11 protein-coding genes are annotated in these 11,985 nt (G+C 64.3%); 7 read left to right on the forward strand and 4 right to left on the reverse strand.

What is annotated here, in order from left to right; translation table 11 throughout:
* Positions 1–21: 21 nt before the first annotated feature.
* Together RCH14_RS18740 and RCH14_RS18745 are read right to left on the reverse strand one after the other, a co-directional pair.
* On the reverse strand, positions 22–639 hold the full coding sequence (locus tag RCH14_RS18740) for an LON peptidase substrate-binding domain-containing protein (protein ID WP_343027618.1): 618 nt from the start codon (positions 637–639) through the stop codon (positions 22–24).
* A 98-nt stretch (positions 640–737) separates the two neighbouring features.
* Positions 738–1,181: a hypothetical protein gene (locus tag RCH14_RS18745; protein ID WP_343027619.1), complete on the reverse strand. Its 444-nt coding sequence runs from the start codon at positions 1,179–1,181 to the stop codon at positions 738–740.
* 201 nt (positions 1,182–1,382) lie between these two features.
* Here RCH14_RS18745 and RCH14_RS18750 point away from each other — a divergent pair, with 201 nt between their 5' ends.
* Positions 1,383–3,680 (forward strand): CHASE domain-containing protein, encoded by a 2,298-nt coding sequence (locus tag RCH14_RS18750; RefSeq protein WP_343027620.1) that lies wholly within the window; start codon positions 1,383–1,385, stop codon positions 3,678–3,680.
* A gap of 16 nt (positions 3,681–3,696) precedes the next feature.
* Here the strand turns inward: RCH14_RS18750 and RCH14_RS18755 are convergent, their stop codons facing one another.
* Positions 3,697–5,595, reverse strand: coding sequence for a diguanylate cyclase domain-containing protein (locus tag RCH14_RS18755; RefSeq protein ID WP_343027621.1), 1,899 nt, complete (start codon positions 5,593–5,595; stop codon positions 3,697–3,699).
* A 266-nt stretch (positions 5,596–5,861) separates the two neighbouring features.
* Between RCH14_RS18755 and RCH14_RS18760 the strand changes: the two genes are divergently transcribed.
* The 5 genes from RCH14_RS18760 to RCH14_RS18780 all read left to right on the forward strand — a co-directional run bounded on the left by RCH14_RS18760 (position 5,862) and on the right by RCH14_RS18780 (position 9,458).
* Positions 5,862–6,278 carry a YbaN family protein gene (locus RCH14_RS18760; RefSeq protein WP_343027622.1) on the forward strand — a complete coding sequence of 139 codons (417 nt, stop codon included), beginning with the start codon at positions 5,862–5,864 and terminating at the stop codon, positions 6,276–6,278.
* A gap of 59 nt (positions 6,279–6,337) precedes the next feature.
* Positions 6,338–6,796 (forward strand): Rrf2 family transcriptional regulator, encoded by a 459-nt coding sequence (locus RCH14_RS18765; RefSeq protein WP_343027623.1) that lies wholly within the window; start codon positions 6,338–6,340, stop codon positions 6,794–6,796.
* Positions 6,783–7,772 (forward strand): NAD(P)/FAD-dependent oxidoreductase, encoded by a 990-nt coding sequence (locus RCH14_RS18770; protein ID WP_343027624.1) that lies wholly within the window; start codon positions 6,783–6,785, stop codon positions 7,770–7,772. Before RCH14_RS18765 ends, RCH14_RS18770 begins: the two co-directional genes overlap by 14 nt.
* Positions 7,773–7,833: 61 nt before the next feature.
* Entirely contained in the window at positions 7,834–8,859 is a 1,026-nt protein-coding gene (locus tag RCH14_RS18775; RefSeq protein WP_343027625.1) for an MBL fold metallo-hydrolase, read from the forward strand.
* Positions 8,860–8,912: 53 nt separating this feature from the next.
* Positions 8,913–9,458: a hypothetical protein gene (locus RCH14_RS18780; RefSeq protein WP_407070091.1), complete on the forward strand. Its 546-nt coding sequence runs from the start codon at positions 8,913–8,915 to the stop codon at positions 9,456–9,458.
* An 80-nt stretch (positions 9,459–9,538) separates the two neighbouring features.
* Here the strand turns inward: RCH14_RS18780 and RCH14_RS18785 are convergent, their stop codons facing one another.
* Positions 9,539–10,141: a hypothetical protein gene (locus tag RCH14_RS18785; RefSeq protein WP_343027626.1), complete on the reverse strand. Its 603-nt coding sequence runs from the start codon at positions 10,139–10,141 to the stop codon at positions 9,539–9,541.
* A 441-nt stretch (positions 10,142–10,582) separates the two neighbouring features.
* Here RCH14_RS18785 and RCH14_RS18790 point away from each other — a divergent pair, with 441 nt between their 5' ends.
* Entirely contained in the window at positions 10,583–11,932 is a 1,350-nt protein-coding gene (locus RCH14_RS18790; RefSeq protein ID WP_343027627.1) for an integrase family protein, read from the forward strand.
* Positions 11,933–11,985 lie beyond the last annotated feature (53 nt).

Raw genomic sequence — 11,985 nt, forward strand, 5'->3', positions numbered from 1 at the left:
TGGCTGGACCCCGATGAGCGGCTAGGAAGTGATCAACCCATGTTCGTCGAGGACATCGTGCAGCAGTTCGAGCCGGATCACGGGATTATCAAGCATCAGCATATTGTGCTTTTGCTGGTTGGGCAATGGCAACAGCTCGCACCAGCGATTGGCAACCCAGCCACAGTCGTCGAGCCGGAACGGTGGCTGCACCGGCCAGCGGTGCTGTGGTATTTCGTGCAACGAATTGAGCACCCGGTCGAGCGCATCGGCGGCGCCCTGCAGCTCGGATGGGATACGCACGATCTGGTCGTCTTCGGCCAGCTCGGCTTCAGCCACCCACAGGCCATTGACGCGCTGTTCGGCGGTGACGACATTAAAGCGCGCCCCGCCACGGCACAGCACTTGCAGCAGGCCCGGTGTTTCGGCGGTCGTTTCGGTGACCGAGGCGATGGTGCCGGCTGCCACGAAGCGTTCTTGCCCGGCAGGCGTGCGCACCTCGTGGCCGCTCGTGAGCAGGACGACACCGAACGGTGTGCCATCGAGGATGCAGCGACTGATCATGTCGAGATAGCGCACCTCGAACACCTGCAGCGGCAACACCCCATCCGGAAACAGCACCGTACTGAGCGGGAACAGTGGCATGGAAATCGTCGACATGGGTTCATGATGACAGAATCGTCGCCAACGCGGGACACGATTGCCGCGCCCCCGGCGGCTGCGAATCACCAGGCTGCGCAGCCGTCACCGCATCCACATCAGTCGGCTGGCGAGCGCAGCGGCAGGTAGCGCACCCACTGGCGCAGGCTGCCGAGGCGCCAGACCAGGCGTCCCCAGCCGGGGCCGGGCGCGGCCACCACGCGCACGCGCACCACCTTGCCCAGTACCGGCGGGCACACATACTCGAACACCCCTTCTTCGCCGAATGGCAGGCGCACGTCGCGCCCCGGTGCCAGCTTGAGCGGGCCGAACACGATTGGCACCCGATCGCTGTTGCGTAAAAGCAGCACATCCTGCACGCCCCGCGTGAGGCGGATTTCGTCCGGCACGGCCATGCCGCTGACCGTCACGCCGGGTGGAAACGCCAGCAGCAATTGATGGCTGCCGCCCTTGATTGGCGCCAGGATGCTCCACAACACGCTCAAACCGAGCGCGGCAGCCAGCATCGTCAACGGCAGATGGCGGAGCAGGAATTGCCTCATCTTGCACCCTCGTACTTACAAAAAAGGAGATTCACGCTAGAATGTTTCATGAAATAAATTAACAAGCAATGGGCCCAGGCAGGCGTGGTTCATTAACAAATCAGCAAAGTGGCGTGCGCCCTGCGAATGTGATGGCGCGTATCCTGTGGAGTCCTTACGGCTCCCATCTACTGCGCAACCACGGCTGCACCAGACAAGGACATGCAGCAGACCACCACCCGCCCCCCTGCCTCATCGCCGCCGTCCACCGCCGGCCACGCGCCAATGTTGATGGCGCTGCTGGTGTTCGTGATCACGCTGCTGGTGACCTGGGTGGCCTGGTCGAGCGCGCAGCGCAATGCCGAGGCGCAGCTGCGCGAAGCCTTCGATTATCGCACCCGAGCGATGACCTACAACATCAGCCGGCGCATGCTCGTCTACGAGCAGGCACTGCAGAGCGCGCGCGGCTTCCTGCGCGGTTCGGTCGACCTGCCGCGCTCCGTGTTCGGCGAGTATTACCGGAGCCTGGACCTGGTCCAGAATTTCCCCGGCATCGGCGCGCTCGGCATCGCTACCCGGCTCGCGCCCGACGATGTGGCGGCGCACGAGGCGCAGGTGCGCGCCGATGGTTTTCCCGATTACCGCGTAGAGCCGACACCGCCCGACCCGGCGGCCGGGACGATGCTCGCGGTGATCTCGCACATCGAGCCCTTCAATGCGCGCAACCTGCGCGCATTCGGCTTCGACATGGCCACCGAACCGGTGCGCCGTGCAGCCCTGCTGACATCGCGCGACAGCGGTCAGGCGACCCTGAGCGGCAAGGTGGTGCTGGTCCAGGAAGCGAACGGCAGCCCCGAATCGGGCGTGCTGATGTATCTGCCGGTGTATCGCACCGGCCGCCTGACCGACGATGCCGCGCAGCGCCGGGCCGCGCTGACCGGCTGGATCTACGCGCCGTTTCGCATGGACGAGCTGATGCGCCGCGTGGGCGGCATCGGCGCGCTGGAACTCGACGTCACGATCCACGATGGCGACGCCCGCACACCGGCCACGCTGCTGTACCAGTCCACCGGCACAGACACGCGTACAGCGCCGCGCTTTTCCACGACGACCCGGATGATGATTGCCGGCCGCGTCTGGACCGTACGGATGGGTTCAGGCAGCGCACTGGAAGCTACGCTCGACACCGCTCGACCGCGCATGATCGGCATCGCCGGTGTCGTGCTCGGCGTACTGGCCAGCCTGGTCGTGTGGCTGCTGGCCAGTTCGCGCCGGCGCGCGCTGGAACTGGCGCACGCGATGACGCTCGAACTGCGCGAGTCGCACGACCGGATCGCCGCCGACGGCCGCCGTACCCGGGTGATCCTGGAAACTGCCTACGACGGCTTCGTCGCGCTCGACCGCCAGGGCCGCGTGACCGACTGGAACGCGCAGGCTTCGCAGATCTTCGGCATGGAAGCCGAAGACGCCATCGGTCGCCCGGCCGAGGAGTTGCTGCCCGCAGAGCAGCATGCGGCGTTCCGCAACGCGTTCGACGTCTTTGCCCGCAGTGGCGTGGGCCCGCTGCCCGGCCAGCCGACCGAGACCGAGGTGCTGCACACGAGCGGGCGGCGCGTGCCGGTCGAACTGGCGGTGGCGCTGCTGCCGCCAGCGGACGGCGCCGGCGCCACCGTGTTCGTGCGCGACATCACGTCGCGGCGCGCAGCCGAAGAACGCGAATTGCAGCGCCAGGCGCGCCTGGTGGAAGCGCGCCTGGCGATGCACCGGGCGCAGAAGCTCGAAGCGGTCGGCAAGCTGACCGGTGGCGTGGCGCACGACTTCAACAACATCCTGCACATCATCAGCGCCAACGTGCAGCTGATGCTGCGCGCCGATGGCCCGCCCACGCGCAAGCGCCTGCACAACGTGCTCGATGCGGTCGAACGTGGCTCGAAGCTGGCCGGCCAGCTGCTCGCGTTCGCGCGGCGCCAGCCGCTGCACCCGAGCGTGGTCAACGTGGCCGAGCTGCTCGATCGCAGCGACAGCCTGCTGCAGCGCGCCGCCAGCGACGCGGTCAAGCTCGAGCGCAGCAGCGCGCCCGATCTGTGGCCGACGCTGGTCGATCCGAACCAGCTCGAGCACGTGCTGCTCAACCTGATCATCAATGCGCGCGATGCGATGGAAGGCGGTGGCCACATCGCACTGCAGCTGGCGAACGTGACGATCAGCACCGCAGCCGGCCAGCTCGATGCCGAGCTGGCGCCGGGCGACTACGTGATGATCACGGTGGCCGACACTGGCCATGGCATGCCGCCGGAAGTGATGGAGCACGCGTTCGAACCGTTCTTCACCACCAAGCCGGAAGGCAAAGGCACGGGACTGGGACTGTCGATGGCGCACGGCTTCGTGCGCCAGAGCGGCGGACAGATCCGGCTGGCAAGCAAGCCGGGCGCCGGCACCAGGGTCACCATCTACCTGCCGCGCCATACGGCGCATGTGCTGCCGGCGCTGGCCACGCCGGACGCGGGGGCGCTGCTGTAACGCCGGCGCGCCGCCGTCAGCCGACCCGGGTACGGTAGCTGCCCGAGATCCGGTTGCGCCCGTGCGCCTTGGCGTCGTACATGGCCAGGTCGGCGCAGTGCAGCAGCGCTTCGCCATCGTCGCCGCAATCGGGATACAAGGCGTAACCGAGGCTGCCCGAGATATTCAGTTCACGCACGCCGTCGATGAACGGTTGCTCCAGGCAGGCCAGGATGGCACCGGCCACGCGCTCGGTGTCCTGCGCCTGCACGCAGCGTGGCAGCAGCACGGCGAATTCGTCGCCGCCCACCCGCGCCAGCGTGTCCGATTCGCGTAGCACCTCGCGCACGCGCCCGGCCACCATGCGCAGCAGGCGGTCGCCCACCGCGTGGCCGTACGTGTCGTTAACCGGTTTGAACTTGTCGAGGTCAAAATAGATCAGGCCCACCTTGTGGCCGTCGCGCGCCGCGACAAGGATCGCCTGGCGCATGCGGTCGTCGAGCAGCACACGGTTGGGCAGCTTCGTCAGTGCGTCTTCATGCGCCATGCGCCGCATGCGCTCTTCTTCCTGCTTGCGCGCGTCGATATTCGAGAACGTTCCCACCATGCGCAGCGGCTCGCCCTGCTCGCCCCGTTCGGTGACAGTCCCGCGCGCCTCGATCCAGCGCCAGCCTCCGTCACGCATGCGGATCCGGTGCACCATGGCATAGTCGGGCGTGACGCCGTCGATATGGTCGCGCAAGGTCGTGCGCACGGCCTCGAACTCGTCCGGGTGCACCAGCTCGGCCAGCCCATTGCTGCCGAACCAGGACACGGTCGCGTGTTCGCTGTCGAGGATGCGCTGTGCACTTGGCGAGAGCAGCGCCGTGCCTTGCGTGACATCGCAATCCCAGACGCCGTCACCGGCGGCATTGAGCGCCAGCTTCCAGCGCGCCTCGGCCGCTGCCAGCGCCTTGAGCGCGCGCCGCTGTCGGTCGACAGCGCCAATCGCCGCCCATCCCAGCACGCCCAACACCAGCGAGACGATCACGCCCACATTGCGCATCATCGTGCTTTGCCGGGTAAAGCGCATTTCGGCATCGTGCACGGCCTGGCCGACCGTGACCACCAGGCCGTAGTCCGACAGCTTGTGCCAGGCAAAGAACCGGTCGACACCATCGAGTATGCTGACCTTGCGGAACATGCCGCTGTCACCTCTGGCGCGAATATGCGGCGCCTGCCCCATGTTGACGCCCATGTAGCGTTCGCCGTCCGGGCGCGAGCTGCGCGCGATGATGGTGCCGTCCAGGCGCATCAGGCTGACAGCGGCATCCGGGCCCAGATCGATGCTGTTATAAAAGCGCAGGAAATACGATGGCGGAATCGAGGCCGCGATCACGCCCGTCAGGCGCCCGCCGGCATCGCGGATCGGGCGCGTAAACTGGATCGACCATTGCCCGCTGACGCCATGTTTCTCGGGACGGCCGACATACAACCGGTCGCCGTCTTGCGTGCGGTGGATGGCAAACTCGGGCAACGCTCCCAGCGCCCGCAGCCGCAGCTGCAGCTGCACGTCATCATTCGAATATAGCAGACGGCCACCGGCATCGGTGACGGTGAAATGGATCGGCATGCGCAGGTGGCGCGCGTGCTCGGCCACGCCCTGGGCGAAATCGGCCGGGGCGCGCTGCCACGAGCCGCGCAGCTGAACCAGCGACAGGTCGACCAGTCCCACCGTTGCCCTGACCTCTTCGGAGAAAGCGCGCGACAGGTTCTGCACATTGCTCTTGCCGCCCGCTTCGGCCAGCCCGGCAAAGCGCACCTGCTCGACCGCGACCAGTCCCCACACGACCAGCAGCATCAGGGTGAGATACAGCAGCAGCTGGCGCAGTATGCGGCGCTTGACGTAGCTGCCGAACATGGCAACGAAACGATTGCACGAAATGGGGTGAGACATGGCAGGTGGCCGGATCGAGCCAGGCAACAGGCGGACAGCAACTGGAATGGGTAGCCGGGCGTAAAAACAATTCCTGAGACTGCCCAATAAACGCGCCCGTCGTTGAGCTCGCCATTATACTGAGTTACGCGAATTAAGTTTCATTAGGGAATTTAAAGTTGCGTAATGATATGCGATTCAGCCACGCATCATGCCTGCAGGTTGCAGATAATGCACATTGAATAGCCATTTCGACAAGTTCGATACGAGGGTGCTAGAGTAACGCCATGAAATTTTTCTACAACGCGCTCGGCGTACTGGCTGTGCTGCTGGGCATCCTCGGCATCTTCCTACCGCTGCTGCCGACCACGCCCTTCCTGCTGCTTGCCTCGGCCTGCTTCGCGCGTGGCTCGGTACGCCTGCATCGCTGGCTGATCGGGCATCGGGTGTTCGGCAAATACATCGCCAATTTCGAGGCTGGCCACGGCATCCCGCTCAAGGGCAAGATCGTGGCGACCATCATGCTGTGGGGGTCGATGGCATGGTCGTCGCGGCACTTCGACAGCATCGCGATCCTGATCATGATGGGTGTGATCGGCGCCTGCGTGAGTACCTACATGTGGTGGTATCTGCCGACACTGAAGCTGCCGCCCACAGCCGCAGAGCCTGCCGACCGCATCGTTTCGCGTACCGATCTGCCGTAAATCCCTGTTTCTTTATTGCGTCGTCGCCCGCCGCGCGTTTTTGTACTATCATTAGTTACATGAAACGCGACAGCAAACTTTCCTCCGTCCTCCACGTGCTGCTGCACCTGGCCCACAGCGATCGCCCGATGACCTCGGAGCAGATGGCCGGCATGCTCGGCACCAACCCCGTGCTCGTGCGGCGCGTGCTGGCCGGCCTGCGCGAACGCGGCTACATCAGCTCCGAACGCGGCCATGGCGGCGGCTGGACCGTGACGTGCGATCTGGCCGAGGTCACGCTGCGCGATATCTACGACGCGGTCGGCGCGCCCACCGTGTTCGCGATGGGCAACCGCAACGAGCACAGCGAGTGCCTGGTCGAGCGCGTGGTCAATGCCTCGCTCGAAAGCGCCTTTGCCGACGCCGAGGCGCTGCTGGTCGAGCGCCTCGGCCAGGTGAGCCTGGCCGACCTGTCGCGCGACTTCAACGGACGCTACGACAATCACCTTCACACGAGGCCAGAGCATGAGCACGACTGAACCGACGCTTGAATCTGTTTCTGACAATGACTACGACGCCATCGTCATCGGCGGCAGCTACGCAGGCCTGTCGGCCGCGCTGCAACTGGCGCGCGCACGGCGCCGCATCCTGGTGGTCGACGCGGGCCAGCGCCGCAACCGCTTCGCCGCCGACTCGCATGGTTTCCTGACGCGCGACGGCCAGCTGGCCGCCGACATCGCCGCAGAGGGCCGCGCCAACGTCGCCGCCTATCCCAACGTGGCCTGGCACGATGGTACGGCAACCTCGGCACGCCGCGATGGTGATGCTTTCGTCGTCGAGCTTGACGGCGCCGGCACCGTGCGCGGCGCGCGCCTCGTGCTGGCCACGGGCGTGCGCGACGACCTGCCGCCCATCGACGGCCTGGCCGAGCGCTGGGGCAAGAGCGTGTTCCACTGCCCGTACTGTCATGGCTACGAACTGAACGAAGGCCGCATCGGCGTGCTGGCCAGCGGCCCGCTGTCGGTGCACCAGGCGCAGATGCTGCCGCACTGGGGCCAGGTAACGTTCTTCACCAACGGCGTGTGCCCGCTCGACGACGCGCAACGGGCCGATCTGCAGGCGCGCGGGGTGGAAGTCGACGAGACGCCGGTACGCCGCCTGGTGAATGTCGCCACCGTCGTGCTGGAAGACGGGCGTCAGGAAATCATGACCGGGCTGTTCACCTACGGGCGCGTGCACATGGCCAGCCCGATTGCGGAACAACTCGGTTGCCAATTCGATCAAGGACCGCTGGGACCGTTCATCCGCACGGACGACGGCCGGCAGACCACGGTGCCGGCCGTGTTCGCCGCTGGCGACGCGATGCGCGCCGCCAGCTCGGTGGCGCTCTCGGTGGCCGATGGCGCCATGGCGGGCGTCGGCGCGCATCGCTCGCTGCTGTTTGGCGTGACGCCGTTTGCGGCGCCGATGATCCCTGCCGCGGCACCGTCAGTGCCTGCGGGCACGCGCGAATGAGCTGGTGCCCGTTTGCGTTGACGTGACGGATAATGGCAACGTCACTTCACGAAAACCGCATATGGAAATCATTGTCCTGGGGACGTCAGCCGGCACGCCGACCCGGCAACGCAATATGTCGGGCCTCGCGCTGCGCCTGCGTGGCGCCAGGCAATGGGTGCTGATCGACTGCGCCGAAGGTACGCAGCACCGCATCCTGCGCACACCGCTGTCAGTCATGAGCCTGCGCGCCGTGTTCATCACGCACCTGCACGGCGACCATTGCTACGGCCTGCCGGGGCTGCTCGCCAGCGCCGCAATGGCGGGCCGCAGCGACGCCTTGACGGTCGTCGGCCCGCCGCCGCTGCGCGGCATGATCGACGCCATCATGGTGGCGAGCCAGCTGAGTCTGCCATACCCGCTCGTTTGGCTGACGCCGAACGACCTGGCTGGCGACCTGGCTGGCGCGCCGCTCATGCCCGAGCTGGCGGTGGATGCAACGGCGTTGTCACACGGCCTTCCGTGCTGGGCCTATGGATTCACGGAGGCGGCAATGGCGCGCCACCTGGATACGGAGAAATTGCGTGCGGATGCCGTGCCGGCGTCGCCGTTGTGGGGCGATATCCAGCAAGGGCGCGATGTGACGCTGGCCGATGGGCGCTTCATCAAGGCGGCTGACTACCTGCTGCCGCCACGCAGGGCGCGACGTATCGTCGTCGCCGGCGACAACGATCGGCCAGAGTTGCTGGCCACTGCGGCGCATGGCGCGGACGTGCTGGTGCACGAGGCGACCTACACCGAGGACGTGCTGCAAAAGATCGGGCCGGGCCCGCAGCACAGTTCGGCAATGCGGGTGGCGCGCTTTGCCGAATCAGCCGGCGTGCGCAACCTGGTGCTGACGCATTTCAGTCCGCGCTACCAGGACCATGGCGCACTGCCGATGTCGCTGCTCGAGAATGAGGCGCGTGCGCACTACAGTGACAACCTGATTCTCGCGCGCGACCTCGATCATTATGTGCTGGAGCGCAGCGGCGCCCTGGTACGCGGGGAGCAAACGCCAGCCGCCGTCAAGGCAGCGCCGTCGACATCCGACAGAGAACCGCGTTGAACTGAAAAGAAGTCGCATGGTCCAACCCTGATCGCACGCATCGGGAGTCGACCATGATTGCCCCTCGTTTCAAAAGCTGGTTCGCCACGTTGCCATCGCCGGACCATCAGCAGCACCGGCAACTACGCGATGCCCTGCATCCCGCCTCCGGCCTCGATCAGGTAGTCGCGCTCATCGCGCAGATCAGGGCGCCTGGCCGCCGCTGTCCCGCCTGTGGTGACGAACGCTGCCACCGGCACGGCTTCGTCAACGATCTGCAGCGCTTTCGCTGCTGCGCCTGCGGGCGCACGTTCAATGACCTGACCGGCACACCGCTGGCACGGCTCCGGCTACGCAGCAAGTGGCTTGCCTATTCACAGGCAATGTTCGACACGCTTCCCCTGCGCACTGCCGCAGACCAGGTCGGCGTGCATCGCAACACCGCCTTCCGCTGGCGCCACCGCTTTCTCGATTGCGTCACGCTCGACCGCCCGGCCTCCCTCAACCGCATCGCCGATGCTGCCGGGATGCCGGCTATCGGTACGGCCGATGCAAGCAGCGAATGTCATGACGCACGAGGCAGCACAGCCGTGGAGCACGAACACGGTACAAGGGCGTGAACAGCAATGGGCACCTTGCGCCGTCCTTCCCCGTCGTTGCGAACCAGCCGCAATGCACCAGTCTGCCAAGCGACGCCGTATTACGCGACCTCGCCAAATTCGATTCTGGCAACCTGCACCCGTTTCATCGCAGTATCCGGATCGATACCGGCCATGATCAGGTTGACGATTTCCTGCTTGTCTTCCTGCCCGATCCAGGCGCATTCCTTGCGGTGCGAGCAAAAGTAGGCGTACCACGCAACGTCGGCAGGTCGTTCCTTGCGCGGCTTCAGGCGTGCCGACACGGCGGCGCGGGCGGTCTTGGCATAGTCGCTAAGCTGCGCGTCGATGGCAGACCAATCGAATGCTGCAACGGCGCGCCGATCAGCATCCCAGTCGCCCTGGTACTGGGAAGGTGGCTGCATGGTCGCCGGCCCGACCGCAAGGGCCGCGAGGTTGGGAACGCCATGGGCCGCGCAGAATGCCTCGACAAACCGGAGTTTTGCGCCGATCCCCACAGCGACTGCGCGGTCGAGAACCAGGTCTTTGGGGTACAGAAGACGTGCCAGCCTGAGCAAGTCCTTGTAAGTGACGGGCGTGCCTTTGGCGGCGCCTGCGTGGCGCCTCAAAGCGTCGACCAGGCGTACGCCGATGTCGATATCGTTGTGCGTACGCTGTATGTCTGCGGCGGTATGGATGACCATGCGAATCTTGTCGGAAGTAGTTGGCCGTGGGCCCAATCCGTCATTATGCATGGCTTTGCGCGGCTGCTGACTGGCTCTCCAAGCAGATTGCCCGGCGCATGTCCTGCGCCTCCAATGGCCGTGGCGAAGCCCCTGTTTGCCGAAACATGGTTTGATTTGCCAACGCGAGAACAAAAGAAAAAGGTTGGCTAATCAGCTAACCTTTTGATTTTATTGGTAGGCCTCCCGTGAGTCGAACACGGCACCAACGGATTATGAGTCGGCAAGAAAAGGCGTCTATTACTGTTGATCGGCAGTCCTAAAAATCCATATTCTCTTAAATATCAATGGGTTGACAGTCGCCTACCGCTCATGTTGTGTTGATCCAGGCAGATTGATATACTCCAGATCGGGGTACTGACCGGGTACTAAAGGGTACTAGCGGGGTACCAGACCGATGACATGGGCGAGACGATGGCAAAAGTAAAGTTCACGGCGGGTAGGGTTGCAGACTTCCCAATGTTTGAGGGCGAACGCCTCTCATTTTTATGGGACGCTGAGGCGCCTGGGCTGGGCCTTCGGGCTACGCCAAGCGGCGGCAAGTCTTACATCTTCCAAGCTAAGATACGTGGACAAGTAGTACGCCTTAAGATTGGAGACCCGGAGGCGTGGGCGATACCTGCTGCGCGCGCTGAGGCTCGCCGTTTGAAGGTGATTATTGACAATGGCCAAGACCCGCGCCAAGTGAAAGCTGATGGGATAGCCGCAGACCAAGCAGAGCGGATGGCCAAAGCGGCTGCCGTGGCTGCGACTGCCGCTGCCGCCGTGCGTAACTCAATGACGCTGGGGGACGTGTGGCCGCTATATATTGCTGACCGAGCGCCGCAGTGGGGCGAACGTCACGCCGCAGATCATTTGAGGATGATTAAGCCGGGTGGTGAGCCAAGGCTCCGCAGCAATAAGAAGGTGACAGAACCTGCACCACTTGCCTCGCTCGCCGGAGTACGCTTGGTAGACCTGACTGCCCATCGCATCGAAGCATGGGCTAGGACCGAAGCAGTGACCCGCCCAACGAGCGCCCGCCTAGCATGGCGCATGCTGAAAGCCTGCCTGAACTGGTGCACCGAGCATCCAGTGTATGGAGATATCATCGAGGCTAATCCAGCGCAAAGCAAGAAGGTGCGCGAGAGCCTAGGTAAGCCGACCGCGAAAAATGACGTGCTACAGCGTGAACAATTGCCGGCATGGTTCGCCGCTGTTCGTCAGATTGGCAACCCCGTCACGTCGGCGTATTTACAATGCCTACTGCTGTCGGGAGCGCGTCGGGAGGAACTAGGCCGCCTGAAGTGGACGGACGTTGATTTTCTGTGGAAGAGTATTACCATACGCGACAAGGTGGATGGACTACGCGTTATCCCCCTCCCCCCCTATATGGAATACATGATTGCAGCCCTTCCCCGCCGTAATGAATGGGTATTCTCCAGTATGACCGCTGCCGACGGCCGCCTTGCTGATCCGACACCGCCACATAAAAAGGCCTGTGCGATTGCAGCGCTCAACCTGTCTTTGCACGGCTTGCGCCGGTCTTTCGCAAGCTTGTGTGAATGGACTGAGACACCGGCAGGCATCGCTGCACAAATTCAAGGCCACAAGCCGCAGGGTGTAAGGGAACAAAACTATATCCGCCGCCCGCTCGACCTGCTGCGCATGTGGCACGTCAAGATTGAAGGGTGGATGCTGGAACAAGCAGGAATCGAGTTTGCGCCCATTTCAGGGGGATTAAAAGTTGTTGCCACTGCCGGAGAGCGATGAAGATGATCGACACGTGCTGCCTTTGCCATCACGAATTGATTAAATCATGGTCA

Origin of the sequence: Massilia sp. MP_M2 (assembly GCF_039123635.1) — a bacterium.
Taxonomy (GTDB): Bacteria; Pseudomonadota; Gammaproteobacteria; order Burkholderiales; family Burkholderiaceae_D; genus Telluria.

Coding starts and splice junctions, on each gene's coding strand:
- RCH14_RS18775 (WP_343027625.1), top strand. CDS start 7,834: ATGGAAATCATTGTCCTGGGGACGTCAGCCGGCACGCCGACCCGGCAA.
- RCH14_RS18765 (WP_343027623.1), top strand. CDS start 6,338: ATGAAACGCGACAGCAAACTTTCCTCCGTCCTCCACGTGCTGCTGCAC.
- RCH14_RS18750 (WP_343027620.1), top strand. CDS start 1,383: ATGCAGCAGACCACCACCCGCCCCCCTGCCTCATCGCCGCCGTCCACC.
- RCH14_RS18790 (WP_343027627.1), top strand. CDS start 10,583: ATGGGCGAGACGATGGCAAAAGTAAAGTTCACGGCGGGTAGGGTTGCA.
- RCH14_RS18755 (WP_343027621.1), bottom strand. CDS start 5,595: ATGTCTCACCCCATTTCGTGCAATCGTTTCGTTGCCATGTTCGGCAGC.
- RCH14_RS18785 (WP_343027626.1), bottom strand. CDS start 10,141: ATGGTCATCCATACCGCCGCAGACATACAGCGTACGCACAACGATATC.
- RCH14_RS18740 (WP_343027618.1), bottom strand. CDS start 639: ATGTCGACGATTTCCATGCCACTGTTCCCGCTCAGTACGGTGCTGTTT.
- RCH14_RS18745 (WP_343027619.1), bottom strand. CDS start 1,181: ATGAGGCAATTCCTGCTCCGCCATCTGCCGTTGACGATGCTGGCTGCC.
- RCH14_RS18760 (WP_343027622.1), top strand. CDS start 5,862: ATGAAATTTTTCTACAACGCGCTCGGCGTACTGGCTGTGCTGCTGGGC.
- RCH14_RS18780 (WP_407070091.1), top strand. CDS start 8,913: ATGATTGCCCCTCGTTTCAAAAGCTGGTTCGCCACGTTGCCATCGCCG.
- RCH14_RS18770 (WP_343027624.1), top strand. CDS start 6,783: ATGAGCACGACTGAACCGACGCTTGAATCTGTTTCTGACAATGACTAC.